Origin of the sequence: Mesorhizobium sp. WSM4311, assembly GCF_002295115.1 — a bacterium.
GTDB lineage: Bacteria > Pseudomonadota > Alphaproteobacteria > Rhizobiales > Rhizobiaceae > Mesorhizobium.
In genome coordinates, this window is the sequence record NZ_NSFV01000005.1 from 256,640 (window position 1) to 283,034 (window position 26,395).

General features: G+C 64.6%; 24 protein-coding genes and 1 pseudogene. 9 read left to right on the top strand and 16 right to left on the bottom strand.

What is annotated here, in order from left to right; all coding sequences use genetic code 11:
• Positions 1 to 36 precede the first annotated feature (36 nt).
• The 4 genes from CK226_RS15365 to mnmE all read right to left on the bottom strand — a co-directional run bounded on the left by CK226_RS15365 (position 37) and on the right by mnmE (position 5,514).
• Positions 37 to 834, bottom strand: coding sequence for a ParA family protein (locus CK226_RS15365; RefSeq protein ID WP_019862172.1), 798 nt, complete (start codon positions 832 to 834; stop codon positions 37 to 39).
• Positions 835 to 889: 55 nt separating this feature from the next.
• Positions 890 to 1,522: a 16S rRNA (guanine(527)-N(7))-methyltransferase RsmG gene (gene rsmG / locus CK226_RS15370; protein ID WP_095792331.1), complete on the bottom strand. Its 633-nt coding sequence runs from the start codon at positions 1,520 to 1,522 to the stop codon at positions 890 to 892.
• On the bottom strand, positions 1,519 to 3,426 hold the full coding sequence (gene mnmG / locus CK226_RS15375) for a tRNA uridine-5-carboxymethylaminomethyl(34) synthesis enzyme MnmG (protein ID WP_095792332.1): 1,908 nt from the start codon (positions 3,424 to 3,426) through the stop codon (positions 1,519 to 1,521). Before mnmG ends, rsmG begins: the two co-directional genes overlap by 4 nt.
• 756 nt (positions 3,427 to 4,182) lie before the next feature.
• Complete coding sequence (gene mnmE, locus CK226_RS15380) at positions 4,183 to 5,514, bottom strand: tRNA uridine-5-carboxymethylaminomethyl(34) synthesis GTPase MnmE (RefSeq protein ID WP_095792333.1); 1,332 nt, start codon at positions 5,512 to 5,514, stop codon at positions 4,183 to 4,185.
• A 59-nt stretch (positions 5,515 to 5,573) separates the two neighbouring features.
• Here mnmE and CK226_RS15385 point away from each other — a divergent pair, with 59 nt between their 5' ends.
• On the top strand, positions 5,574 to 7,589 hold the full coding sequence (locus tag CK226_RS15385) for a thioredoxin domain-containing protein (RefSeq protein WP_095792524.1): 2,016 nt from the start codon (positions 5,574 to 5,576) through the stop codon (positions 7,587 to 7,589).
• A gap of 152 nt (positions 7,590 to 7,741) precedes the next feature.
• Here CK226_RS15385 and rho read toward each other — a convergent pair whose 3' ends face one another.
• From rho to hemE, 3 genes are all read right to left on the bottom strand, one after another.
• Positions 7,742 to 9,007 carry a transcription termination factor Rho gene (gene rho / locus CK226_RS15390; protein ID WP_095775599.1) on the bottom strand — a complete coding sequence of 422 codons (1,266 nt, stop codon included), beginning with the start codon at positions 9,005 to 9,007 and terminating at the stop codon, positions 7,742 to 7,744.
• Positions 9,008 to 9,171: 164 nt separating this feature from the next.
• Entirely contained in the window at positions 9,172 to 9,708 is a 537-nt protein-coding gene (gene hemJ / locus CK226_RS15395; RefSeq protein WP_095775600.1) for a protoporphyrinogen oxidase HemJ, read from the bottom strand.
• The gene (gene hemE / locus CK226_RS15400) at positions 9,708 to 10,739 is read right to left on the bottom strand and encodes a uroporphyrinogen decarboxylase (protein WP_095792334.1); all 1,032 of its coding nucleotides are present in this window, start codon (positions 10,737 to 10,739) and stop codon (positions 9,708 to 9,710) included. Before hemE ends, hemJ begins: the two co-directional genes overlap by 1 nt.
• A gap of 403 nt (positions 10,740 to 11,142) precedes the next feature.
• Here hemE and CK226_RS15405 point away from each other — a divergent pair, with 403 nt between their 5' ends.
• The 5 genes from CK226_RS15405 (at position 11,143) to dnaQ (ending at position 14,853) form a co-directional block, all read left to right on the top strand.
• Entirely contained in the window at positions 11,143 to 11,964 is an 822-nt protein-coding gene (locus CK226_RS15405) for a pyruvate, water dikinase regulatory protein (protein WP_095775602.1), read from the top strand.
• A 48-nt stretch (positions 11,965 to 12,012) separates the two neighbouring features.
• Complete coding sequence (locus CK226_RS15410) at positions 12,013 to 12,612, top strand: Maf-like protein (RefSeq protein WP_095792335.1); 600 nt, start codon at positions 12,013 to 12,015, stop codon at positions 12,610 to 12,612.
• Positions 12,605 to 13,447 carry a shikimate dehydrogenase gene (locus tag CK226_RS15415; RefSeq protein WP_095792336.1) on the top strand — a complete coding sequence of 281 codons (843 nt, stop codon included), beginning with the start codon at positions 12,605 to 12,607 and terminating at the stop codon, positions 13,445 to 13,447. The genes CK226_RS15410 and CK226_RS15415 overlap by 8 nt, the downstream gene beginning before the upstream one ends.
• Entirely contained in the window at positions 13,444 to 14,031 is a 588-nt protein-coding gene (coaE, locus tag CK226_RS15420; protein WP_095792337.1) for a dephospho-CoA kinase, read from the top strand. Before CK226_RS15415 ends, coaE begins: the two co-directional genes overlap by 4 nt.
• 99 nt (positions 14,032 to 14,130) lie before the next feature.
• Positions 14,131 to 14,853, top strand: a complete 723-nt coding sequence (dnaQ, locus tag CK226_RS15425; RefSeq protein ID WP_095792338.1) for a DNA polymerase III subunit epsilon — start codon at positions 14,131 to 14,133, stop codon at positions 14,851 to 14,853.
• Positions 14,854 to 14,856: 3 nt separating this feature from the next.
• Here the strand turns inward: dnaQ and CK226_RS15430 are convergent, their stop codons facing one another.
• The 7 genes and pseudogenes from CK226_RS15430 to CK226_RS15465 all read right to left on the bottom strand — a co-directional run bounded on the left by CK226_RS15430 (position 14,857) and on the right by CK226_RS15465 (position 22,619).
• Positions 14,857 to 15,807 (bottom strand): alpha/beta hydrolase, encoded by a 951-nt coding sequence (locus tag CK226_RS15430; protein WP_095792339.1) that lies wholly within the window; start codon positions 15,805 to 15,807, stop codon positions 14,857 to 14,859.
• A 12-nt stretch (positions 15,808 to 15,819) separates the two neighbouring features.
• Complete coding sequence (locus CK226_RS15435; protein WP_095792340.1) at positions 15,820 to 16,500, bottom strand: isochorismatase family protein; 681 nt, start codon at positions 16,498 to 16,500, stop codon at positions 15,820 to 15,822.
• A 346-nt stretch (positions 16,501 to 16,846) separates the two neighbouring features.
• Complete coding sequence (locus CK226_RS15445) at positions 16,847 to 18,151, bottom strand: Xaa-Pro peptidase family protein (protein ID WP_095792342.1); 1,305 nt, start codon at positions 18,149 to 18,151, stop codon at positions 16,847 to 16,849.
• A 142-nt stretch (positions 18,152 to 18,293) separates the two neighbouring features.
• A pseudogene (locus CK226_RS15450) lies at positions 18,294 to 19,261 on the bottom strand (GlxA family transcriptional regulator).
• Positions 19,262 to 19,307: 46 nt separating this feature from the next.
• Positions 19,308 to 20,492 carry a PLP-dependent aspartate aminotransferase family protein gene (locus CK226_RS15455; protein WP_095792343.1) on the bottom strand — a complete coding sequence of 395 codons (1,185 nt, stop codon included), beginning with the start codon at positions 20,490 to 20,492 and terminating at the stop codon, positions 19,308 to 19,310.
• On the bottom strand, positions 20,489 to 21,928 hold the full coding sequence (locus tag CK226_RS15460) for a pyridoxal-phosphate dependent enzyme (RefSeq protein ID WP_095792344.1): 1,440 nt from the start codon (positions 21,926 to 21,928) through the stop codon (positions 20,489 to 20,491). The genes CK226_RS15455 and CK226_RS15460 overlap by 4 nt, the downstream gene beginning before the upstream one ends.
• Before the next feature lie 232 nt (positions 21,929 to 22,160).
• Positions 22,161 to 22,619 (bottom strand): RidA family protein, encoded by a 459-nt coding sequence (locus CK226_RS15465; RefSeq protein WP_245437757.1) that lies wholly within the window; start codon positions 22,617 to 22,619, stop codon positions 22,161 to 22,163.
• 112 nt (positions 22,620 to 22,731) lie between these two features.
• On the opposite strand from CK226_RS15465, the gene CK226_RS15470 reads away from it, so the two are divergent.
• Together CK226_RS15470 and CK226_RS15475 are read left to right on the top strand one after the other, a co-directional pair.
• Positions 22,732 to 23,064 carry a hypothetical protein gene (locus CK226_RS15470; RefSeq protein ID WP_095789034.1) on the top strand — a complete coding sequence of 111 codons (333 nt, stop codon included), beginning with the start codon at positions 22,732 to 22,734 and terminating at the stop codon, positions 23,062 to 23,064.
• Positions 23,061 to 23,708, top strand: coding sequence for a cysteine hydrolase (locus CK226_RS15475; protein WP_095775618.1), 648 nt, complete (start codon positions 23,061 to 23,063; stop codon positions 23,706 to 23,708). Before CK226_RS15470 ends, CK226_RS15475 begins: the two co-directional genes overlap by 4 nt.
• A 13-nt stretch (positions 23,709 to 23,721) precedes the next feature.
• Here the strand turns inward: CK226_RS15475 and CK226_RS15480 are convergent, their stop codons facing one another.
• Positions 23,722 to 24,129, bottom strand: a complete 408-nt coding sequence (locus CK226_RS15480) for a helix-turn-helix domain-containing protein (protein WP_245437758.1) — start codon at positions 24,127 to 24,129, stop codon at positions 23,722 to 23,724.
• Between the two features lie 57 nt (positions 24,130 to 24,186).
• On the opposite strand from CK226_RS15480, the gene CK226_RS15485 reads away from it, so the two are divergent.
• Positions 24,187 to 24,957, top strand: coding sequence for a type 1 glutamine amidotransferase domain-containing protein (locus CK226_RS15485; protein WP_095792345.1), 771 nt, complete (start codon positions 24,187 to 24,189; stop codon positions 24,955 to 24,957).
• Between the two features lie 68 nt (positions 24,958 to 25,025).
• On the opposite strand, the gene CK226_RS15490 is transcribed toward CK226_RS15485, so the two are convergent.
• Positions 25,026 to 26,384 (bottom strand): FAD/NAD(P)-binding protein, encoded by a 1,359-nt coding sequence (locus CK226_RS15490; RefSeq protein WP_095792346.1) that lies wholly within the window; start codon positions 26,382 to 26,384, stop codon positions 25,026 to 25,028.
• Between the last annotated feature and the right edge of the window lie 11 nt (positions 26,385 to 26,395).

Below are 26,395 nucleotides of genomic sequence, written 5' to 3' on the forward strand. Positions count from 1 at the left end.
GTATCGAATCGGCCGTTAATTCTGCATCCGATCTAATCAAGCGGCGCGCAATTTGCGCTCGCGGCGGATCACTTCCGAGGCCAGCTGCAGATAGGCCTGGCTGCCCGAGCACTTCAAATCGTAAAGGATCGCCGGCTTGCCATAGGATGGCGCCTCCGACACCCGCACATTTCGGGGGATGATGGTTTCGTAGACCTTGTCGCCCATATGCTGGCGGACATCCTGCACCACCTGGTTGGCGAGATTGTTGCGGCCGTCATACATGGTCAGCACGATGCCCTGGATGGTGAGGTCCGGATTGATCGACCGGCGCACCTGCTCGACGGTTTCCAGCAATTGGCTCAAGCCTTCGAGCGCGAAGAACTCGCATTGCAGCGGCACCAGCACCGAATCAGCCGCCGCCATCGAATTGAGCGTGAGCAGATTGAGCGAAGGCGGGCAGTCGATCAGCACATAGCCGAAACCGGCCGACCGCGCCGAAGCGGCACGCAACGCGTTGCGCAGCCGCAGCACCCGGTCGGGCGCCGAGGCGATCTCCATCTCGATGCCGAGCAGGTCGAGCGTCGACGGCACGATCGACAGGCCGGGCACGGCGGTTGGAATGGCCGCGGCTTCCAGCTCCAGCTCGCCGGTCAGCACGTCGTAGGACGAGACTGTGCGGTCCTTGCGGTCGATGCCGAGGCCGGTGCTGGCATTTCCTTGCGGGTCGAGGTCGACGATCAGCACCTTTTCGCCGATCGCGGCCAGAGCGGTGGCCAGGTTGATGGCGGTGGTGGTCTTGCCGACCCCGCCCTTCTGGTTGGCTACGGTGATGATTCGGGGGCCGTTCTTCATGGGTTTATGCCAGAAATTCATTTTTGGGTCGCCAAATAGCCCGACAAGTCGAAGATCAGACAGGTCGCAGGTTAGACAATTCCAGGATGACGCCATGGGGGTCCGTCACACTGGCATGTTCTACCAGATCGAAGGCCCATCGGTTAACGCTTTCTTGCACTTCGGCGCGATAATCCCGGCCTTTATGGAACAGGCCCCGCGCGCCTGATGTCAGCCACGGCGCCGACAGGTCGAGCAGGACCGAAAGCGAGGCCAGAGCCCGTGCCGTGACGATTTGTGGTTGCGAAACAAGCGCATGGCTGTCCTCGATCCGCCGCGCAACGACCCGCGCCGGCAGGTTGAACTGGCCGATGACGGTCTGCAGGAACGACGCCTTCTTGCGGTTGCTCTCCACCAGATCGATGCTGGCCCCGTCGCGCTCGGCGAGCAGGAAGGCCATGACCAGGCCGGGAAATCCGCCGCCCGAACCGATATCGACCCAATGCGTGGCATTGGGTTCTATGCGAGCCAGCTGCGCGCTGTCGAGGATGTGGCGCTGCCAGACATCGCCCGCGGTCGACTGCGCGACCAGATTGATGCTGCGGTTCCATTTCTGGAACATGGCTTCGAAAGCCACAAGCCGATCGAATGTTTCACGTGAAACCGGGCCGGCCGCGTCCTGCAGGCTCTTCCAGGAGAAAGAGCTCACGCAACAACCCTTTGTTCGCTCTGGGGCCTTTGTTCGCTCTGGAGCCTCTGCACACTTTCATGGTGGCGGACATGGGCGACGATGATCGCCAGCGCCGCCGGCGTCATGCCCTCCATGCGCTGCGCGTCGGCGATGGACCGCGGCCGCCGCGCCTGCATCTTCTGTTTCAACTCGTTGGACAGGCCCGGTACCTCCGCGAAATCGACCGTCTCGGGGATCAGACGGCTCTCTTCGTGGCGGATCTGCGCGACATCGCTCTTCTGCCGGCCGAGATAGACCGAATATTTCGCTTCCGTTTCGAGACGCTCGGCGGTCTTGGCGTCGATCGCCGCAAATCTCGGCTCGATCCCGGCCAGCCACGCGACATCGACCTCTGGATAGGCCAGCAGCTCATAACCGGACCGCCGCACGCCGTCCCGGTTGATCTCCAACCCATGCCGCGCCGCCTCGTTGGGGGTCATCGCCACCGATCGGGCCAGTTCGCGCGCCGCGTCGAGCCGCTGCATGACATCGCCATAGCGCTGCATGCGATGCGCCGAGGCGATCCCCAGTCTCTCGGCGACAGGCGTCAGCCGTTCATCGGCATTGTCGGCGCGCAATGACAGCCGGAATTCTGCCCGCGAGGTAAACATGCGGTAGGGTTCGCTGATGCCGCGGCTGGTCAGATCGTCGACCATCACGCCGATATAGGCTTCAGTGCGGCTGAGCACGATCTGCTCGCCGCCGGACGCCCGCCGCGCCGCGTTGAGGCCAGCGAGCAGGCCCTGCCCGGCGGCCTCCTCATACCCGGTCGTGCCGTTGATCTGCCCGGCGAGAAAGAGGCCGGCGACACGTTTCGTCTCCAGCGTCTGATGCAGCTCGCGCGGATCGACGTGATCATACTCGATGGCATAGCCCGGCTGCAGCATGGTCGCGTGCTCGAGCCCGGGAATTGTCTTGAGGATGTCGAGCTGCACATCCTGCGGCAGCGAGGTCGAGATCCCATTGGGATAGACTGTATCGTCGTCGAGCCCTTCCGGCTCCAGAAAGATCTGGTGGCCGTCGCGGTCACCGAACTTGACGATCTTGTCCTCGATCGACGGGCAATAACGCGGCCCGACGCCTTCGATCGACCCGGAATACATGGCGGAGCGGCCGAGATTGGCGCGGATCAGCTCATGCGTGGCCGGCGTCGTGCGGGTGATGCCGCACTCGATCTGCGCTGTGGTGATACGGTCGGTCATCAGCGAGAACGGCACGGGATCCTTGTCCGCCGCCTGGCTTTCCAGAGACGCCCAGTCGATGGATTTTCCGTCCAGCCGCGGCGGCGTACCGGTCTTCAGCCGGCCGAGCTTGAAACCGGCACGGTCCATCGTCGCCGACAGACCAAGGCTCGCCTGCTCGTTCATGCGGCCGGCGACGATCTTCTTCTCGCCAATATGAATGAGGCCGCGCAGGAAGGTGCCCGTCGTCAGGACCACGGCGCCGCACGCAAGCCTGCGGCCGTCGGCCAGCAGGACAGCGGCGATCCGCCCTTCGTTGATTTCGAAATCCAGCACCTCGCCCTCGACCACGTCGAGATCGTTCTGCTGCCGAATCGCTTCCTGCATGGCAAGGCGATAGAGCTTCCTGTCGGCCTGCGTGCGCGGCCCGCGCACCGCCGGCCCCTTGCGGCGGTTGAGCAGACGGAACTGGATTCCGGCCACATCCGCCACCCGGCCCATCAGCCCGTCCATGGCGTCGATTTCGCGGACCAGATGGCCCTTGCCAAGCCCGCCGATTGCGGGATTGCACGACATCACGCCGATCGTATCGAAGCGCAGCGTCACCAGCGCTGTCTTGGCGCCGGCGCGCGCGGCAGCGCTGGCCGCCTCGCACCCCGCATGGCCGCCGCCCACCACAACCACATCATAGTGATCGGTCATTTCAAATCCTGGACTCAAAAAGAGATTGAGGGACACATGTCCCCGCAGCACCAAGCTGTCAAGAAAACTTCGCGGCAAGTTTCACGTGAAACAGAGTGAACGGCACGTCCGGCGATGTTTCACGTGAGTCACGGCAAGGGATTGCCGAAGTGTCCCCCTTTCGTCATCCACGGGCGAAGCAGGAGCGAAGCTCCGTCGCGGACACCCGAGGATCCATTCCGTGACCGAGGTCGAAGGGTGCAGCGGCGCAGAATTCTGCGCCGTTGCGGCGCGTCAGAGTCCCGGCATGGATCCCTTGCGCTGCGGAGCAGCTCCAGGGGTCTGCGCCGCGTCGCTTCGCTCCTTGCTCCGCCATAGGACGACGAAGCGACAAGAGCTTCCGCAAACGCATCACCCACCGCAGAAAGTCCCGCGTGTTCAACCAAGCAATTGTTTCACGTGAGTCATGGTCGGGAGTGCGAAGCGTCCCCCTTTCGTCATCCACGGGCGAAGCAGGAGCGCAGCTCCGTCGCGGAGACCCGAGGATCCAGTTCGCGACCTTAAATGTAGGGTGCAGTGGGGAGCAGAATCTTGCACCGCTAGTGACGCGTCGGAACCCCGGCATCGATCCCTTGGGCCGCGGAGCAGCTCAAGGGGTCTGCGCTGTGTCGCTTGGCTCCTTGCTCCGCCATAGGATGACGAAGCGGATGATGTCGACCAGTATGCGCAATCGCCGAGATCCAGCTCACATCAGCCCAAGCAATTGTTTCACGTGAATCATTTGCCGATGCAGAACTGCGAAAAGATCACATCCAGCATATCTTCGACATCGATCGCGCCGACAATTCGGCCCAGACTGTCCGCCGCCAGCCGCAGCTCTTCGGCGCGCAGTTCCTGGCCTGCGCCGCCTTCTGCTGTGGCGCGAAGCAGATGGCGGTTCGCTTCACCAAGCAGTTCGACATGGCGCAACCGCGACGGCAGAATGTCGCCGACATCACCCGCCGAGACCGCCGCACGGCGGCCGACTTCGGCGAGCAGCGCCTCCACGCCAGTGCCATTCACGACCGAAATGACAAAGTCGTATCTGCCGGCAGCGTCCCCGGCCGCCTGCTCCCCCAAGAGGTCGAGCTTGGTGCCGACTTGCAACAGAGGGGCCGTGCTCGGAACCTGGCCGATGACGCTGGGAGATAAGGCGTCCTCCAGAAGCAGCAAGAGATCGGCGCGGTCGGCCTTGGCCCGCGCCCTCTCGATGCCGATCGCCTCGACCTTGCCAGGCGCGTCGCGCAAGCCGGCCGTATCCGTCAGCCTGACGCGCAGGCCACGGAGATCCAATGTCACCTCGAGCAGGTCACGGGTCGTGCCGGGCTCATCCGTTACAATAGCTGCATCGCGCCGCGCCAACGCGTTGAAGAGACTCGACTTGCCAGCATTCGGCGCGCCGAGAATCACCACCTCGAAGCCATCGCGGATGATTTCGGCCGCATGAAATCCGGCGATGTGGCGATCGATCTCGCCGATCATCGCCCGGACATCAGACCAGACCGTCTCCGAAACGGATCCCGGCACATCCTCCTCATCGGCAAAGTCGATCTCCGCCTCGATCATCGCTCGCGCGTGGATCAGCCGGCGCCGCCAACTCAGGTAGAGCTCACTCTGGACACCCTCGGCATTCTGGACCGCAAAGCGCCGCTGCGCCTCGGTTTCGGCATTGACCAGATCCGCCAGTGCTTCGGTTTCGACGAGGTCGACCTTGCCGTTGAGAAAGGCGCGGCGAGTGAATTCTCCGGGTTCGGCGTGCCTGACGCCCTCAAAGCCGGCGATCGTCTCCAGCATCCTGGCCACCACGGCGCGCCCGCCATGGACATGGAATTCGGCGACATCCTCCCCGGTAAAGCTGGCCGGACCGGGAAAGAAGATGACCAACCCGCTGTCCAGCACGGCGCCATCCGGCGCCTTGAACCTGCGCAGGACCGCCGCCCGGTCCTTAACCATGCCACCGGCGATCGTTTCGACCACGAATCGAGTCCGTGGGCCGGAAATGCGCAGCACGGCGACGCCGGCCGGAAGCCGGCCGCTCGACAGCGCAACGATCGAATCGCCTGAAATCATTTGCCCGCTCTGTTGAACCGCCCTAGCCTCGCGCCTTCAAACAACCCGAGTTGCCCATCGTGACATTGCCCGCGCAAAACCTGCTTGCCGAAGAGGCCAGCCCCTATCTCCAGCAGCACAGCGGCAATCCCGTGCATTGGCGGGCCTGGTCGCCGGCATCGCTCGAAGAAGCAAGGACGCTCGATCGCCCGATCCTGCTCTCCGTCGGCTATGCCGCCTGCCACTGGTGCCATGTCATGGCGCATGAAAGCTTCGAGAATGACGGCGTCGCCGCCGTCATGAACCGTCTGTTCGTCAATATCAAGGTCGACCGCGAGGAGCGACCCGACATCGACCAGATCTATATGGCCGCGCTCTCCTCGATGGGCGAGCAAGGCGGCTGGCCGCTGACCATGTTCCTGACGCCGGACGGCAAGCCATTCTGGGGCGGCACATATTTTCCGCGCGAGGCGCGCTATGGCCGCCCGGGCTTCATCCAGGTCATGGAAGCGGTCGACAAGGCCTGGCGCGAGAAGCGCGACAGCCTGCACCAGAGCGCCGACGGCCTGACCTCCCATGTCGAGGCGCGGCTCTCCGGCACGCATGCCAGGCAGAGCCTCGACCGCGGCACGCTCACCGACCTCGCCGGCCGCATCGACGGCATGATCGACCGCGACCTTGGCGGCCTGCGTGGCGCGCCGAAATTCCCCAACGCGCCATTCATGCTGACGCTGTGGCTGTCTTGGCTGCGCGATGGCAACGCCGCGCATCGTGACGACGTGCTGGTCAGCCTGGAACGGATGCTGGGCGGCGGCATCTACGATCATATTGGCGGTGGGCTCAGCCGCTACTCAACCGATGCGGAATGGCTGGTGCCGCATTTCGAGAAGATGCTCTACGACAATGCCGAGCTGATCCGCTTCTGCAACTGGGCCTTTTCGGCAAGCGGCAATCATTTGTTCCGGATACGAATCGAAGAGACGGTCGACTGGCTGCTGCGCGAAATGCGCGTCACCGGCGGCGCCTTCGCAGCCAGCCTCGACGCCGACAGCGAAGGCGAGGAAGGGCTGTTCTACACCTGGAACCGGCAAGAGATCGAAGCCGTCCTTGGTAGCGATTCAGCCTTGTTTTTCAAATACTTCACGCTATCTGCCCCGCATGGCTGGGAAGGCAAGCCGGTCGTCCATCAAACCCGTGGCCAGCAAGCCCAAAGCGTGGCCGACCGCGAAAAACTCATGCCGCTCAAAGCCAGGCTTCTCGCGGTGCGGGAGGAGCGCGTCAGGCCAGGCCTCGATGCCAAGACCCTCACCGACTGGAACGGCCTGATGATCGCGGCACTCGCCGAGGCCGGTCGCTCGCTGGGCCGGCCCGACTGCATCGAGGCAGCGGCCAAGGCGTTTGCCCACATCTCCGGCGCCAGCCGCGACGGCCGCTTACCGCATTCCATGCTTGGTGCCAGAAAACTGTTTCCCGCTTTGTCGAGCGATTACGCCGCCATGGCCAATGCGGCGATCTCGCTGTTCGAGGCGTCCGGCGATTGGAGCTACATCGACCAGGCGAAGCAGTTCATCGAACAGCTCGACCATTGGCACACCGACGCCGCCGGCACAGGCTACTATCTGACCGCCTCGGACAGCACCGACGTGCCGATCCGTATCAGGGGCGATGTCGACGAGGCCATTTCCTCAGCCACCAGCCAGATCATCGCGGCACTCGTGCGGCTCGCCTCCGTTACCGGCGATCTCGATCTCGGCGAAAAAGCCTGGAAAATCGCCGAACATGCGGCCGGCCGCGCCGCACACCAGGCCTATGGCCAGGCCGGCATCGTCAATGCCTGCGCGCTTGCCATCGAGCCTTTGAAACTGGTCATCGTCGACAGTCTAGAGGATCCAAAGCTCGTTCCGGTTGCGAATCGGTGCCCCGACCCGCGCCGCGTCGACATCATTGCCGCGATTGGTTCGGAAACGAATCGACCCTTGCTGCCCGGCGGGATTCTGCCGCCGGCCGACAAAGCCGGGGCCTGGCTGTGTACCGGGCAGGTGTGTTTGCCGGTGGTGACGGATGCTGGAGAGCTGGAGCGGCTGTTGCGGCGATAGCTCCTCACCCTCCCCCCTTGTGGGGAGGGTCGGCTCGCGATCGTAGCGAAGCGTAGATCGGGAGACGGGGGTGAAACGCCAGCCTCAGTGCTGACCCCCGGCCCGCTCCGCTGCGCGGATCGAACCCTCCCCACAAGGGGGAGGGTAAGCCCTTACGTATTCATCGAATCGAAGAAATCGGCATTGGTCTTGGTCTGCTTCAGCTTGTCGATGAGGAACTCGATCGCATCGGTCGTTCCCATCGGCGCCAGGATGCGGCGCAGCACGAAGATCTTCTGCAAGTCCGCGCGCGGCACCAGCAGGTCTTCCTTGCGGGTACCAGACTTCAAGATGTCCATCGCCGGATAGATGCGCTTGTCGGCGACCTTGCGGTCGAGCTGGATTTCGCAGTTGCCGGTGCCCTTGAACTCCTCGAAGATGACTTCGTCCATGCGGCTGCCGGTGTCGATCAGCGCGGTCGCGATGATGGTCAGCGAGCCACCTTCCTCGATGTTGCGGGCGGCGCCGAAGAACCGCTTCGGCCGCTGCAGCGCATTGGCGTCGACACCGCCGGTCAGCACCTTGCCGGATGACGGCACGACGGTGTTGTAGGCGCGGCCGAGGCGGGTGATGGAATCGAGCAGGATGACGACGTCACGGCCATGCTCGACCAGCCGCTTGGCCTTCTCGATGACCATCTCGGCAACCTGGACGTGGCGCACCGCCGGTTCGTCGAAGGTCGAGGAGATCACCTCGCCCTTCACCGAGCGCTGCATGTCTGTCACTTCTTCCGGCCGCTCGTCGATCAAAAGCACGATCAGATAGCATTCCGGGTGGTTGGCGGTGATCGAGTGGGCAATGTTTTGCATGAGAACCGTCTTGCCGGTCCGCGGCTGCGCGTTGATCAACGCGCGCTGTCCCTTGCCGATCGGCGCGACCAGGTCGATCACGCGCGCCGAGATGTCCTTGCTGGTCGAATTGTCGATCTCCATCTTCAGCCGCTTGGTCGGATAGAGCGGCGTCAGATTGTCGAAATGGATCTTGTGACGGATCTTTTCAGGGTCGTCGAAATTGATGGTATTGACCTTGAGCAGCGCGAAATAGCGCTCGCCTTCCTTCGGGCTGCGGATCGGCCCTTCGACCGTATCGCCGGTCTTCAGCGAAAAGCGCCGGATCTGCGACGGCGAGATGTAGATGTCGTCGGGACCTGGCAGGTAGTTGGCATTGGCGGAGCGCAGGAAGCCGAAGCCATCCTGCAGGACTTCGACCACACCGTCGCCGATGATCTCGATATCCTGTGCGGCCAGCTTCTTCAGGATCGCGAACATCAGCTCCTGCTTGCGCATGACGCTGGCGTTCTCGACCTCGAGCGATTCGGCATAAGCGATCAGCTCTGGCGGCTTCTTGTTCTTGAATTCGGTAAGTTTCATTTCTTGCATAGACGGACTCTGGGTGCGCTTTGGGAGAAAAATATCGGCGGGATGCGACAAATGCCGGGCGCGGCCGAAAATAATGAGGGGCGGCGCATGACGGGAAGGAAGACCCGTCTTTTATCGTCGGTCGGATCAAAGAGCAAGCAGCGTTTTAAGGGGCCTGATCGGCCTCAGAATGGCTTGACGACAACCAGGATCACGATGGCGATCATCAGCAATGTGGGGATCTCGTTGACGATCCGCCAGTGCCTCGCCGGTTTTTCGTTGCGATCTTCGGCGAATTTCCGCACCGCGCCGGCCAGATAGCCGTGAACGGCGGACAAAAGCAGCACCAGGCCGATCTTGGCGTGCAGCCAGCCGCCCTGGAAGCCGAAGATTTTCCAGGCGAGCCAAAGGCCGAACACCCAGGTGACGATCATCGCCGGATTGATGATGCCGCGCAGCAGGCGCCGCTCCATCACCTTGAAGGTCTCCGACTGCACCGACCCTTTCTCGGCATCGACGTGATAGACGAACAGCCGCGGCAGATAGAGCATGCCGGCCATCCAGGAAATGACGGCAAGGATATGGATCGCCTTTGCCCAGGGATAGAAACTTTCGGGTGCGACGAAAAACAGGAGCGCCGTCAGCACGATCAGCACAACGATGCTGACGATCATGCGCATCATCGCCTGTCCGGTGCTGTTGGTGTTGTTTGTCTCATTCATCAGCGTGTCGCGCTCCTCACCTGCTTCACCATCGCCTCGACATGCGCGATCGGCGTCTCCGGCGTGATGCCGTGGCCGAGATTGAAGATCAGCGGCCCGTCTCCCAGCGCTTTCAGGATCGCCTCGACGCCGTCCGACAGCGCCTTGCCGCCGGCCACCAGCCGCAGGGGATCGAGATTGCCCTGGACCGCACCCGATCGCTGCAGGTCCTTCGCCGCCGCCAGCGGCACCGTCCAATCGATCCCCAGCCCCGTCACGCCGGTCTTCTGGCGATAGGTCCGGTAGCGGGCGCCGGCGCCCTTGGGAAAACCGATGATCGGCACATCGGGATGAATGGCGCGAACCTGGCGGACGATCTCCGCCACCGGCCAAACGCAAAACTGGTCGAACGTCGCATCGTCGAGCACGCCGGACCAGGAATCGAAAATCTGCACCACATCCGCCCCGGCTTCGATCTGCCGGATCAGATAGGCCGCCGAATGGTCGGCAAGCACCTTCAGGAGATGTTGAAACGCAGCCGGCTCGCGATAGGCGAACAGCCGCGCCGGCGCCTGGTCTGGCGTGCCATGGCCGGCGATCATATAGGTCGCCACCGTCCACGGTGCGCCGCAGAAGCCGATCAGCGTGGTTTCATCAGGCAGTTTTGCCCGCAGCCGGCGAACCGTCTCGTAGACCGGTTCGAGATTCACGTGAAACACATCGCCTTCCAGAGCCATGATCTCGGCCACCGAGATCGGCGTCAGCAGCGGTCCCCGCCCTTCCTCGAAGCGCACGTCGCGGCCGAGCGCGTGCGGAACGACAAGGATGTCGGAGAACAGGATCGAGGCATCGAAGCCGAAGCGCTCGATCGGCTGCAAGGTCACTTCCACCGCAAGGTCGGGATCGTAGCACAGGTCGAGGAAGGAACCGGCACGCCTGCGCGTTTCGCGATACTCCGGCAGATAACGTCCGGCCTGACGCATCATCCAGAGCGGAGGCGGAAAGTGCGCCTCGCCCTTCAGGACGTCCAGCATGATCCGGCTTTTGGGCATCGAGCGCTCGCCTCTCCCGGCCTTCCTATAATCAAAGATTCTTATATCTAAGATTCTTCTGATTCTAAGAGTCTGTTGGTTGTGGTGGTTGTCACCTGTCCCGCTTCGTCAGCCAAAAAGCCAGCAAGCATATTGTCGCGCGCTCGCCTCTCCCAGCCTCAGGGTTCTGGGGATAGTCCGGAATCCGTCATCGGAGTCAAAGCGTTAGCAAGCCAAGGAAGAGCCCCGCCCTGTGGATGGCCGAAAGGCAAAAGGGACCGTCCCCAGATTTGTCCCCAGCCGGCCGGCGAAGCTGACAGAGCATCGAATTGTGGACAAACTGCCATCTGATACAGTCGCTCCCGACCGGCCGCTCTTTCTGTCCCGGCTTATCCACATCCGCCCACAGCCCCAGGTGATCCCTGTGAACAAACCCCAGAGCTTCTTTCACCTGCACCTGATTTCCGACGCGACCGGCGAAACGCTGCTCGCCGCCGGGCGGGCGGCTTCGGCGCAATACAAGGACGCGCGGGCGATTGAACACATCTATCCCCTCATCCGCACCGAAAAGCAGGTGGCCAAGGTGTTCGAGGACATAGAGGAGGAGCCGGGCATCATTCTCTATACGGTCGTCGACCAGAAACTGGCACGCGGCATCGACGAACGCTGCGCCACCATGGGCCTGCCCTGTGTGTCGGTGCTGGAGCCGGTGCTCACCGTCTTCCAGTCCTATCTCGGCACGCCGGCCGGCCGCCGCGTCGGCGCCCAGCACGTTCTCGACGCCGAATATTTCCGCCGCATCGATGCCCTCAACTTCACCATGGACCATGATGACGGCCAGCTGCCGGCCAATATGGACGATGCCGATGTCGTGCTGATCGGCATTTCGCGGACGTCGAAGACGCCGACCAGCATCTATCTCGCCAACCGCGGCATCAAGACCGCCAACATCCCGATCGTGCTCGGCGTGCCGGTGCCGGAAAGCCTGGTTGCCGCCAAGACGCCGCTGATCGTCGGGCTGATCGCCACCGCCGAGCGCATTTCGCATGTCCGCCAGAACCGCATCCTAGGCAACAGCAGCTCCTACGTGCCGACCGACTATGTCGACCGCGCCGCCATCAACGAGGAACTCGCCTACGCCCGCCAGATCTGCACGCGCCATGGCTGGCCGATGATCGACGTCAGCCGCCGCTCGATCGAGGAAACGGCCGCGGCGATCGTTGCCCTGCGGGGGAAGTCGCGCTAGGGCAGACAAGATACGTGCGTGACGGAACGCCGACCCTGGTGAACAACCATGACCGAAAAAATCATCCTCGCTTCCGGCAGTCCATTCCGCAAGGCGATGCTCATCCATGCTGGCCTCGACATCGAGGCGGTGCCGGCCGATGTCGACGAGCGCGCGCTCGAGGCGCCGTTGCAGGACAGCGGCGTTTCGCCGGAGGATGTCGCCCTGGTTCTGGCCGAGGCCAAGGCCACCGAGGTCAGCGAACGAAGGCCCGGCGCGCTGGTGCTCGGCTGCGACCAGACTTTGTCTTTGGGCGACGAAGTGTTCCACAAGCCGGCCGACATGGAAGGCGCGCGGCGCCATCTCCTGGCGCTGTCGGGCAGGACCCATCAGCTCAACAGCGCCGCCGTGTTGGTGCGTGACGGCAAGGTGCTGTGGCGCCATGTCGGCATCGCCGGCATGACCATGCGCAAGCTCGACCCAGGCTTCATCGGCCGCCATCTCGCCCGTGTCGGCGCCAAGGCGCTGGCCAGCGTCGGTGCCTACCAGATCGAAGGCGAAGGCATCCAGCTCTTCGAAAAGATCGAAGGCGATTATTTCACCATTGTCGGCCTGCCGCTTTTGCCGCTGCTGGCGGAATTGCGCACGCTCGGAGCCATCGATGGTTGAGGCAACGAAGAAGGCTTTTGTCACCGGCCACCCGATCAAGCATTCGCGCTCACCGATGATCCACGGCCACTGGCTGGCCCAGCACGGCATCGACGGCAGCTACGAGGCGATCGACGTGGCGCCGCAGGATTTTGCCGAATTCATCGCGACATTGCAGGCAAACGGGTTTCGCGGCGGCAATGTCACCATTCCGCACAAGGAAGCCGCCTTCGCTCTCGTCCACCGCCGCGACCAGGCGGCCGAAGAAATCGGCGCCGTCAACACGCTGTGGTTTGAGGACGGCGTGCTGTGGGGCGGCAACACCGACGGTCACGGCTTTGCCGCCAACCTCGATGACTACGCGCCCGGCTGGGCGAATACGGGCCCCGCGGTCGTGCTCGGCGCCGGCGGCGCGTCGCGCGCCGTCATCCAGGCGCTGAAGCAACGCGGTTTTTCCGACATCCGCATCGTCAACCGCACGCTGGCCCGGGCGCAGGAATTGCGCGACCGTTTCGGCGCCGGCGTTTCGGCGCATGGCACGGCGGCGACCAACGAATTGCTGGCCGACGCCGGCCTGCTGGTCAACACCACCGCGCTCGGCATGGTCGGCAATGAAGGTCTCGCCGCCGACCCGGCCCTGCTGCCGGCCCACGCCATCGTCACCGACCTCGTCTATGTGCCGCTGGAAACGCCATTGCTCGCCGCCGCGCGTGCCAGGGGGCTGAAGACGGTCGACGGCCTCGGCATGCTGCTCAACCAGGCCGTGCCCGGCTTCGAACATTGGTTCGGCGTCAGGCCGCAGGTCACGGCTGAGCTGCGCGCGCTCATCGTTGCCGATCTGGTGCCGAAACCATGATCGTGCTCGGTCTCACCGGCTCGATCGGCATGGGCAAGTCGACCACGGCAAAAATGTTCGCCGAGGCGGGCGTGCCGGTCCATGATTCCGACGAGGCGGTGCATCGCCTCTATTCCGGCGCGGCGGCACCTCTGATCGAGGCCGCGTTTCCCGGAACGGTTGTCGATGGCGTGGTCGACCGCGTAAAACTTGGCGCGCGCGTGCTTGGCGATGCCGCCGCGCTGAAGCGGCTGGAATCCATCATCCATCCGCTGGTGCGCGCCGACGCCGACGCCTTCCTGGCCACGCATCGTAACGCCGGCGAATCGATCGCCGTGCTCGACATTCCGCTGCTCTTCGAAACCGGCGGCCGCGGCCGCGTCGACAAGGTCGTCGTCGTCACGGCGCCCGCCGAGGTCCAGCGCCAGCGTGTGCTGGCCCGGCCGGGCATGACGGAAGAAAAACTGGCGGCGATCCTGGCCAAGCAGGTGCCGGATGAGGAGAAGCGCAGGCTGGCCGATTTCGTCATCGACACCGGCCAGGGGCTGGACGCCGCGCGTGCCGCCGTCGCCGGCATCATCGCCGAACTCTCCGGGGGTCGCTGACGGCTTCCTTCCCTTCTCCCGCAAGGGGAGAAGGCAAAACAGGCATTGCCATTTTGTTCCGGTCTCGTGATTCTACTTTCCCAGGAGCAAACTGATTCGATGCGCGAGATCATCTTCGATACGGAAACCACCGGCCTTGATTCACGCGACGACCGCGTGATCGAGCTGGGCGGCGTCGAACTGGTCAACCGTTTCCCGACCGGCAGGACGTTTCACCACTATATCAACCCGCAGGGCCGGGCGATCCATGAGGAGGCGCAGGCGGTGCATGGCATCAGCGCGGCCGATCTCGCGGGAAAGCCGACCTTTGCCGAAATCGCCGAGGAATGGCTGACCTTCACCGACGGCGCCAGGCTGGTCGCCCACAACGCCACGTTCGACATCGGCTTCCTCAATGTCGAATTCGGCCGGCTCGGCCATCCCGTCGTCGATCCCGGCCGTGTTGTCGACACGCTGGCGCTGGCGCGCCGCAAGCACCCGATGGGGCCCAATTCGCTCGATGCGCTCTGCCGGCGCTACGGCATCGACAACACGAAGCGCACCAAGCACGGCGCGCTGCTCGATTCCGAATTGCTGGCCGAGGTCTATATCGAGCTGATCGGCGGCAAGCAGGCGGCGCTTATCCTCGACAGCGCCACCGCGCCGGCACAGGGCGAGAATGTCCGCCACATCGAGATCATCGTCGCCAAGCGCCCGAGGCCGCTGCTGCCGCGCCTGACCGAAGCGGAGCGTGCGGCGCATGCCGCCATGGTCGCCACGCTCGGCGAAAAGGCGCTCTGGCTGAAAGCCAGTTCCTCCGAAAAGAGCGTCGCGGCATCGTAGGACTCAATACGGCCACTCGTCCCGCCCCAGTGATGCAATCGCCGCGATGATGCGCGCAAACGCCTCCGCCGCGGCCGGCACCGTGGTGCGGGCGCGCAGGAAACTGTGCACCAGGCGCTTCTCTTCATGCCACCAGGCCTTGCCGCCGGCCGCAACGATGCGGTCGCGGTAGACCTCGCCGTCGGACGATAGCGGGTCGCACTCGGCCGTGATGATCACCGTCGGCGGCAGGCCGGAAAAGTCGCGGTCGTGCAGTGGCGAAAAGGTCGGGTCGTCCGGCGATTGCCGCTTGGCCGAACGGACGTCGCGGTAGAAGGCGATATCGCCGACGGACAGCAGCGGCGCCTCGGCATGTTCGACATAGGAGCCGGCGGCCTCGTCGCCGCCGAGGCCGGGATAGATCAGCACCTGGCCGATCGCGGCCCTGATATGCCGGCGCGTCGCCTGCGCCACGGCGGCGGCCAGATTGCCGCCGGCGCTCTCGCCGCACAGAACGACCGGCAGGCCTGACGTCTCCGCCGCCCATGCGAAGGCGGCCATCGCATCGTCGAAGGCGGCGGGATGGACATGCTCGGGTGCCAGCCGGTAGTCGACCGACACCACGTCGAAGCCGGTGCCGGCGCAGATCTCGGCGCAGATGTCGTCATGGCTGTCGAGCCCGCCGAGGATGAAGCCGCCGCCATGGAAATAGAGCACCACGGCCCGCGCCGCCTTGCCGGTCGGCTGGTAGCGGCGGATCGGTATGCCGTGGCCCGGGGCGGTGACCAGGCCGTCGCTGGCCTTGACCCCGGCGGGCCGGCCCCGGTGGAAAGCCCGGCACATCCTGTCATAGACCGCGCGCTGCTTGTCGATCGGCAGGCCGATCACTTCGGGCGGGTACCAGGCGTTGACATTGTCTATGTAGGCCCACAGCGCCGGGTCGAGCCGTGTTTCATATTTGCCGCGGCCGGTCATGTCGGTCTGCCGTCATAGATCGGCGTAGAGCGCCGCCGCATTGTCGAAGGTGAAGCGAAGCGGCACTGACCCCTCGACCTGCCAGGCGTTGACGGTGTCGCCGGCCAGCAGCCGGCAGGCGCCGTCGGTGTCGGTGACCGCCCCGCCATAGAGCCGGTTGGCGAGGTTGAGGATGCCGGTCTGGTGCATGGCCGCACTGCCGCTGCCGCAGGCATCCTTGACCAGGAGCACGCGAAATCCCTTTGCCACGGCGTCCTTTACGGTGGCGTCGATGCAGGCCTCGGTCCAGACGCCGGCGATGACCAGCCATTCGATGCCGGAAGCCTTGAGCCGATCGGCCGCCGGCCCGCTGCGGAAGGCGCTGGCCTCGGCCTTGACCAGCAGCGCTTCGCCCCCGGCCGGCGCCACCTCATGGCAGATCTCAGTCAGCGGATCGCTCTTGTCTGAGAAGGCCGACTTGCCGTCGGCACCGAGCGGATGAAACGGCCGGTCCTGCTTGTCGAGATCGACGATATAGGCCCAGTGCTGGAGCGGCACGTGGTTGGCGCGCGCCGCTTCTTGCAGGCGCTGGACGTTGGCCAGGATGCCGGCGAAACCCTCGACGAGATAGCGTCTGTCCTGCCGGTGCTCTTCCTGCAGGTCGATGAAGATTGCGGCCACCGTGCCTCTGCTGATGGAGATGGGGCTTTTCATGCAAGTGGGCCCGCGTCGGCAGTCCGCGCCGTTCTGTTCAGCGAGCCGGCGCTAACGCTGGCGATTGGTCGCCGCTTCCCCACCTTCGTCATCCACGGGCGGAGCAGGAGCGAAGCTCCGTCGCGGAGACCCGAGGATCCATGCCGTGACCTCGGTCGAAGGATGCGACGGAGCAGAACCTGAACCGTAGCAACGCTTCGGAGTCCCGGCATGGATCCCTTGGGCTGCGGAGCAGCTCCAGGGGTCTGCGCCGCGTCGCTGCGCTCCTTGCTCCGCCCTAGGATGACAAAGCGATGGGAGGCTGCGCCAGCCGCGACGGTCACATCACGGAGGCGGACAGTAGGCATCAAACCTGCTTCTCCAGAAACTCGTCCTCATAGGGAAAGCGCGACAGAAGCTCGGTGCCCGTCTCGGTGATCAGGATTTCGTCCTCCAGCTTGACGCCCTCGCGGCCGCCCTTCTCGCCGATATAGCTTTCCACGCTCACCACCATGCCTGGGACGATATGGCCGTCGCGGCCATAGGTCTCGTAATCCATGGCATGGGCGATGAACGGTGTCTCGCCATGCATGCCGACGCCGTGCATCACCGAGGTATAGCGCTGGTCGACGAAGCGGTCGGGGATCTTCCAGGCCTTTTCGGCGATTTCGCGAAACGCCATGCCGGGCTTGACGATCGAAATATTGTGCTGAACCTGGTCGTGCGCCATGCGGTAGAGCGACTTCTGGTAATCGGTCGGCTTGCCCGGTCCGCAGCGGAAGGTGCGGGAGAAATCGGAGTAATAGCCGTAGCAGCCGATCGTGTCGGTATCGAGCGCGAGCAGCTCGCCCGGCCGGATCTTGCGGCCGCTGGCCTCGTTGAACCACGGATTGGTGCGCTGGCCCGATGTGAGCAGCCGCGTCTCGATGAACTCGCCGCCCTGGCGGATAACCTCGCCATACATGATGGCGAACAGCTCGTTTTCGGAGACGCCGGGCTTGATCGCCTCGCGCACCGCATAGACCGCGGCCTCGGCGCCGGCCATCGACACCTGCAGGCATTTCACCTCCTCGGGCGTCTTCACCGCGCGCACCGCCAGGATTTCGCCCTGGCAATCCCTGACCTCGCAGCCGCGCTTTTCCAGCGCCAGCGCCTGCAGATGGCTGCAGCGGTCGAGGCCGAGCTTCATCGAGCCGCCGCCATGCTTCTTCAGGAGCTCGGCGATCTCGTCGGCGAAGGGCCCGGCGGTTTCGTCGTCACGGCCGGAGACCGACGACCAGACGAGCTTGGACGGACGCGCCTCGTCGATCGTGTCGAGCACCATCGAGACATGGTAGCTCTGCGGATATTCGAACAGCACGATCGGTCCTTCGGTGGGAATAAAGAAATAACGGGTCGAGTTGCGCAGGAAGTAGCCGAACATGTTGCGCGAGCCGGTGGCGTAGCGCTGGTTGTACGGGTCGAACAGCACCACCCCGCCATAGCCGGCGTCGCGCATCCAGCCGCGCAGTTTCGCCAGCCGGCCTTTGCGCAAGGCATCGGCATCGATGAAGGACGGCTCGGTGTCCGACAGCCACATGCCGCCCGCCGGATCGGCCGCCGCCGGGTGGCGCATGCGGTCCTTGAAGTCGACGTCCTCGGTGCTGTCGGGGTCGAATACGACGATGCTCATGGGGGTTCGGCCTTGGATCGGTTGCGAGACGTGACCATGGCGCAGCAGCGGCGGAGGCATTGTGCGGAAAACCGCGTTTGTTGTGCGGGATACCGCCAAAACTCAAAGCGGAACGGTGGCGGCCCGCCAGCATTCGAAAGCCCTAATGCCTCCTCGCCAGCTTCGGCGGATGCCCATGCTCTTCCCGAAAAGCCCGGGCAAAGCTCGACATCGAGGCAAAGCCGCAGGCCAGCGCCACGTCGCGCAGGCGAGCGTCGAATGCGCCAAAAGGTCGGCGGCGCGCTTCAGCCTGAGCCGCCGGTAATAGCCATTGGGCGAGATGGCGAGCTCGGAGCGGAAGGAGCGCTCGAGCTTGTCGGAGGACACACCGAGCCGTGCGGTCAGCTCGGCCATGCCGAGCCGCTCCTCGACCGCGTCCTCCATGATGGCGATGGCCGACAGCACCAGCTCGTTCTGCACGCCGGTGCGCAGCCTGAGCGGCATCAGCTTGCGGTCCACGCTGGAGCGCAGCTGGCTGTGCACGAACCATTCGGCGACGCCGGCGGCGAGCTCGGCGCCGTAATCCCGGGTGATGATCTCCAGCATCATGTCGAGGCTGCCGACGCCGCCGGCCGAGGTGAAGCGCTTGCGGTCGATGACATAGAGATCGCGCCGCAGCTCGATTGCAGGAAACGCCTCGGTGAAGGCGGCCTGGCTGGTCCAGTGCAAGGTGCAGGCATGGCCGTCGAGCAGGCCGGCGCGCGCCAGGAAAAAGGCCGCATCCGCCACCGCCCCGATATGGGCGCCACCCCGCAGGCTGCGGCGGATCCAGCTGGCCGCGTCCTCGGCGACGAGATGGTCGGCATCGCCGCCCGAGCAGACGACGATGCGGTCGACCTTCGGCGCATCCTCGGCATAGAAGCCCGGCTGGATGACCACCCCATTCGACGCCTCGACCGCGCCTTTCGTGCCGCCGACGATGATCCAGCGATAGCACGGCCGCTTCGCCAGAATGTTGGCGGCACGCAGCGGCTCGATGACGGAGCTGAACGCCATCATCGGAAAGCCGGGGAACACCAGCACCGCGAAGGTCAGGGGTTCGGTGGGTTTTTCGGGTTCGCGCGTGGCCATGGGCGCTACATCTCGGGCGAATGGGGTTTGGCGTCAACCGCTGGCGCTATCCCCCCAGCGCCTGCTCCAGATCGGCGATCAGATCATCGCCATCCTCGATCCCCGCCGACAGCCTCACCAGCGAATCCGAAATGCCGATCTCCGCCCGCTTCTCGGCGGGGATCGACCCATGCGTCATCAGCGCCGGATGCTCGATCAGGCTCTCCACCCCACCGAGGCTTTCGGCGAGCGTGAACAATTGCGTGCGTTCGAGGAAGCGTTTTGTCCCGGCGAGATCGCGGTCGAGCACGGCTGATATCATGCCGCCGAAGGCGTGCATCTGCTGGACGGCGATGGAATGCTGCGGATGGCTGGCGAGGCCGGGATAGATCACGCGGCGCACATCTTTTCGCGCTTCCAGCCACTGCGCGATCTTCAGCCCGTTGTCGGAATGCCGCTCCATCCGGAGCGCCAGCGTCTTCAGGCCGCGCAGCGCCAGGAAACTGTCGAACGGGCCTGATATGGCGCCGATGGCGTTCTGCAGGAATTTCAGCTGGGTCGCCAATTCCTTGTTGTCGCCGACGACGGCCACCCCGCCGACCATGTCGGAATGGCCGTTGAGATACTTTGTCGTCGAGTGCACGACGATGTCGATGCCGAGTTCCAGCGGCCGCTGGATATAGGGGCTGCAGAACGTGTTGTCGGCGACGGTGAGGACGCCCTTGCGCTTGGCAAGTGCTGCGACACCTTCGAGGTCGACGATGCGCAGCAGCGGGTTGGTCGGCGTCTCGACCCACAGCAGCTTCGTCTCGGGCCGGATCGCCGCTTCCACCGCGGCAAGGTCGGTGAAGTCGACGAAAGAGACCTGCAGGCCCGCCGAGCGCTTGCGCACCCGCTCCATCAGCCGGAACGACCCGCCATAGATGTCGTCGGTGGCGACGATATGGCCGCCGGCATCGAGCAGCTCCAGCACCGTCGAGATCGCCGCCAGGCCGGAGGCGAAGGCGAAGGCGGCGGTGCCGCTTTCGAGATCGGCCACCGCGCGCTCGAAGGCAAAGCGCGTCGGGTTCTGGCTGCGGGCGTACTCGAACCCCTTGTGCACGCCGGGCGACTGCTGGCCGTAGGTCGAGGTGGCATAGATCGGCACCATCACCGCGCCGGTCAGCGGATCGTGGCTCTGGCCGCCATGGATGGTGCGCGTCGAGAAGGCCAGGCGATTCTTGCCCGATGGTGGTGGTGTGTGGCTGGTCATCGTGCGCGCCTCAAATGGTTGATCAGGTCGATGCGGGTGATCAGGCCGACGAACTCGTCGCCGTCGAAGATGATGGCGACCTCGTTGCGGTCGAACACCGGCAGCAGCGCATCCAGCGTCTGGCTGGCCTGCAGCGTGTGCAGATTGGAGGTCATCGCCGTGCGCACCGGACCGTTGAAGCGCTCCCAGCGCCCGTCATAGGGACCGTCGACCTTGGCCAGAATATCGCTCTCGTCAACGATGCCGATCAGCTTGCCGTCTTCCAGAACCGGCAGCTGCGAGACATCGGAGCGGCGCATGCGGCCATAGGCGTTGAGCAGGCTTTCGTCCGGGCCGACATAGACCGTGTCGCCGGTGCGGTGGGTGCGCATGACGAGGTCGCGCAGGTCGCCATGCTGCTCGTGCTCGGCCAGGCCCTGTTCGGCCAGCCAGAAATCGTCGAACACCTTCGACAGGTACTTGTTGCCGCTGTCGCAGACGAAGGTGACGACGCGTTTCGCTGTCGTCTGCTCGCGGCAATAGCGCAGGGCGGCCGACAACAGCGTGCCCGAGGACGAGCCGGCCAGAATGCCTTCGCGCGACAGGAGATCGCGCACCGCCAGCATGCTTTGCTTGTCTGATATCGAATAGGCCTTCTTGACCAGCGACAGATCGGCATTGGGCGGCACGAAATCCTCGCCTATGCCTTCCACCGTCCAGCTGCCGGCCTCTTCCATCTTGCCGGTCTTGATCAAGGGCGCCAGCACCGAGCCGACTGGATCGGCCAGCACCATTTCGGTCTTCGGCGACACCTTGGCGAAGTAGCGGCCAAGCCCGGTCAGCGTACCGCCCGAGCCGACGCCGACCACCACCGCGTCGACATTGCCGTCGAGCTGCGAAAAGATCTCCGGGCCGGTGGTCGTCTCATGCGCCAGCGGGTTAGCCGGATTGGCGAACTGGTTGGCATAGAAGGCGCCGGGCACTTCCGCCGCGATCTTCTCGGCCATGTCCTGGTAATATTCCGGGTGGCCCTTGCCGACGTCGGAGCGCGTCATGCGCACCTCGGCTCCCAGCGCGCGCAGGTGCTGGATCTTTTCGCGCGACATCTTGTCGGGCACGACCAGCACGATGCGGTAGCCCTTGGGGATGCCGACCTGGGCAAGGCCAAGGCCGGTATTGCCGGCTGTCGCCTCGACGATGGTGCCGCCGCGCTTGAGCTTGCCCTCTCTCTCGGCCGCCGCGATCATCGACAGCGCGATGCGGTCCTTGATCGAGCCGCCGGGGTTCTGGCTTTCGAGCTTGATGAACAGCCGGCATTTGCCGGTGTCGAACTTGGTCAGCTCGACCACCGGCGTCTGGCCGATCAGGTCGAGCACCGATTTATAAGGTGGCCGCAGGCGCGAGGATTGGCCATCCGAGGGGGCGCTGCCTGGCGCGGCTTTTCCGTGCTCGCTCATGTCGAAGCTCCCTGATCAAGCGACCGCCTAGAGCATGATGCCGAAAAGTGTGAAGCGGTTTTCGGACGACATCATGCTCTACTTATTTGATTGAGCCGGCAGGCGGCAGCGTAGCCTCTTTTCCAGCCGTTTGTCGCGGGAAAGAAGATAGAACGTGCCAATCAGACGGCCAGACGAGGAATGAAATTCCAAGCGGCAGCTGTTCATCCGCCACGGCGCCAAAGCAGGGCTGCTACACGATGGCCGCCTGGCCCTCGATCTCGATCAGGAAATCCGGATTGGCGAGGCCGAGCACGCGTATGCCCGTCACCACCGGCGGCGGCCCGCGATCGCCCCAGAATGCCATCCAGACGCCGAAGGCCGGCCCGATATCGGCGTCGCCGACAATGTAGATCGACAGGCGGACGAGATCCTCCGGCCGGGCGCCGCCGGCTTCGAGCACCATCGCCAGATTGGCGAGCGCCTGGGCGGTCTGCGCCGCGATGTCGCCCTTGCCGACGATCTGGCCATTGGCATCGATACCGTTCTGGCCGCCGATCAGCACGATGCGCGCCGAGGCCGGCAGCGCCACGCCTTGCGAATAAGTCGGGTTGCCGTGCATGCCCTTCGGGTTCAGCCGCTCGATGCCCATTCTCGTCTCCTCTTCGCCGATGTCGCGCGCCACGAAAGGCCAGCCGGCCGGTCGTTTCAACGAACCATCTCGTTCGTTGAAGCCGCCATTTTCGACATGCTAGCCGAACGCGACGCCTGCCCCAAACAGCAAGCGGGCCGCGCGATGCTGACATGCCAAGAGGAGACAGCCGATGAAGATCATTGCCTATGACAACTTCAAGCCCGGCGTCGCCCTCGACGACCTAAAACCCTATCTGCGCGACGAGGTGTCGAATGTCTGGCGGCTGTGGAAGGCAGGCATCGTGCGCGAAAACCATGCCCGCGCCGATGTCGGCGGCGTCATCATCGTCTTCGAACTCGACAGCGTCGAGGAAGCCAGGCGCTACACCGACGACTTCCCGCTGTCGAAGGCTGGGCTGCTCGAATGGCACTTCCTGGCTTTCGATCCGGCACCGCTGCCGCTCGAATATCTGTTCGACCCCAGCGTCGACATCGCCCAACCCTGGGACCGGACCGCGGCATGATCCGGTCCAGCGAAGGCATCGAGATTCCGGCCAGGCTGGTCGAATGGTGCGATCCGCGCCGCATGGCGCTGGTGGTCTACGACATGCAGGTCGGCATCTGCCGCCAGGTCGCCGGCGCGGCCGATATCGTCGAGCGCACCGGCATCGTGCTCGAAGCCGCCCGCTCGGCCGGCATGCGGGTGGCGTTCACGCGCCATCTCTCTCTGCCACGCAAATGGATGGGCGCCACCCAACTGCGCACCGCCATGGCCTGGCAGCGGCGCGACAACCCCGACGCGGTCGAGCCGTGGTTTTTGCGCGACGCCCAAGCGACCGGGATCGTCCCCGAACTGGCGCCCCGCGCCGACGAAGCCGTGTTCGACAAGCTGACCATGTCGGCCTTCGATTCCACGGCGCTTGGCTTTGCGCTCGGCGATTGCGGCGTGCGCGCCGTCGCCCTTGCCGGCATCGCCACGGAGATCGGCATCGAGCCGACCGTCCGCCAGGCGACCGACAATGGCGTTACGGCCGTTGTGATCGAGGACGCCTGCGGCTTCGGCAACCGCGAAGCGCGCGACCGCTCGATGGCGACGCTGCGTTTCCTCGGCGAGGCCGTCATCACCGATGTCGCCGGCTTCTGCGGCGCGCTGGCCGCTGCGCACTGAGGGACAAAAGTTGCTAGGCCGCCGCCTCGATATCAGTGCGGAAGCGCACGCCCTCGGCGCGGCCATGCACGCTGCCCCAGTCGTAGAGCGCCTGGAGTGCTGCGGCGAGATCGTGGCCGCGCTCGGTCAAGGCGTAGCGCCCCTTGCCGTCGGGCGACGTCTCGAGCACGACGAAGCCGATCTCGACGAGATCGGCCAGGCGCTGCGTCAGCATCTTGTCGGAGAGCGAGGGGATCAGCCGGCGCAGCTCGGAATAGCGCAGCGGCCCTTGCTTGATGCGTGCGATGATCACCGTTTTCCACTTGCCGCCGAGCGCGTCGAGCGCGAACTCGACCGGGCAGCCATAGAGTCTACCGCGTTGTGCCATGCCGTCATCGTAGGCAAGGCCCTGCGGCGACGGAAGCGGAATTTGCCCCGCCATGTGGCCAGATTGCCAGGCCCGGCTTTGTCGGCGACAGTTTCATAAGGGAGAGCCAAGATGAGCGTCAGGGATGCCAATCCGGTCAATGCACGCAAGCCAAAGCGTGCCGCCATCGTCATCGCCAATCCGGCCGTATCGACCACGACAGGATGGCCGGTCGGCTTCTGGTGGAGCGAGCTGACGCATCCGTGGTTTGCCTTCACCGAGCGCGGCTATGCGGTGGAAATCTTTTCGCCTCAGGGCGGCAGATGCGAGGCCGACGCGCTGAGCGACCCGCGTGACCCATCGGGCTATTCCGAGACCGACCTCATCTCGCTCGGCTTCCTGTCAAGTCCGAAACTGGCGGCCCTGGTCGAGACCACGCGGCCGGCAGCGGAGATCGATGTCGACAGCTTTGACGCGATTGTGGTCGCCGGCGGCCAGGCGCCGATGTTCTCTTACGAGAGCGCGACCGACCTGCAGCGAACCTTCGTCGCCTTCCATGAGGCCGGCAAGGTGGCCGCCGCGCTCTGCCACGGCACCGCGCTGCTGCGCTACGCCAGGCGTGCCGACGGCTCGCTGCTCGCCGCCGGCAAGACGGTGACCGGTTTCGCCAATGCCGAGGAGGATTTCGCCGACAAGGCGACGTGGGAGATGGGCGCGCTCGAGCGCGGCAAGCATCTGATGCCCTGGCGCATCGAGGACGAGTTGAAGGCCATCGGTGCCAATTATGTGCAAGCCGGGCTGTGGCGCGGCTTTGCCGTGCGCGACGGCAATCTGATCACCGGCCAGCAGAATTTTTCCGGCGCCGAAACCGCGCGCCTGGTCTGCGAGGCGCTGGGCGGCTAGAGCAATTCCAGGAAAAGTGTGAGCGCTTTCCCTTTGGAATTGGGTCAAAACGAAGAGTCTGGGTCGCCCTACCCTAGCAACTGCTTGCTCAGCCGCGCGCACTGGATGCGGATGTCGGGAATGGCATCGATCTCGAAGAAGGTGCCGCGCGTCAGCGGCCCGACGGCGAGGATCTTGCGCGAGACCGTGCCGTCGCCGGCGATGATCTCGCAATTGGCCGACACGTCGAGGCCGATGCGCATGGGATCCGGCCGCGCGAGCCCGCGGTCGACCAGCGAGCGCACCACGCTGTTCGACGAGGTCGAAATGTCCCGCACGATCCCCGAGCAATCATAGATACGGGCGACGTCGAACGTCTCGACAAGCTGGCTGTGGCGCGACTGGACGTCGACGCTGAAGGCCTCGCCTGGCGTGATGCCGACGACGCGCCCAGCGACAAGCCGGATGCGTCCCGATTGCACGGCTTGCGTCACCTTGGCGTAGACCTCGGGCGCCATGCGATGGCGGTGGATGTCCCACCAGGCCTTGGTGTGCTCGACGAAGCGGCGCTTGGCGGAAGCCGGCCAATTCTGCCAGATCTTCTGGTTGAAGGGGCGCAGGCCGTCGACCACGTCGCGCCAGTCGATGCCGGCCTTCTGGTTCTCGCGGATCAGGTCGCGGAACCAGCCGACGAAATAGGAAAGCTGGGTGCCGAGCGGAATGTCGGCGACGTCGAGCTTGATCGGATTGCCCTTGCGGTGCGGCGACGGCAGCAGGCCGCGCCGCGACACCGCGACGATCTCGCGCCTGTGGCCGCGCTGTTCCAGCGCCAGGAACGCGTCGACCATGCTGAGGCCGGTGCCCAGCACCATGACGCGGCTTTCCGGGTCGAGCGCGGTGTCGGCCTCCGAGCCCATGCGAACCGCATGGCCTTGCGCCGGCTGTTCGTCATGGCCGGTGGCGAGTATGGCCATGTGGGCGACGACGCTGGTGCCGTTGGCGAGCGCCACCTCGACGCCGGACGCGGTCGGCGTGATCGACAGGCTCTCTTCATGGATCAGGCGCAGCCGCCCGGTCGGCTGTTCGCGCGCTTCGAGTTCGTCGAGCAGTTCGCCGAGATAGCGGGCGTAGATGCTGCGTGGCGCGTAAAAGGGCGTCTGCGGCGTCTGCTCCTGGTCTACCAGGCCACGCCCGTGCAGCCAGCGCCAGAAATTGCCGGGATCGTCGGCATAGGCGCTCATGCCGGCGGCGCTGACATTCAGCACATGCGCCGACAGCAGCGTCGAATAGGCGATGCCCTGGCCGAAATGCGGGCGCTTTTCGATCAGCGTGACGCGCAGATCCGGATTGGTCGATTTCAGGAGATGCGCGGCCATCACGACGCCTGAGGCGCCGCCGCCGACGATGATGATCGAATTGGGGATGATCGAACTGGCGCGCCCGCTCATGCCCGCACCTG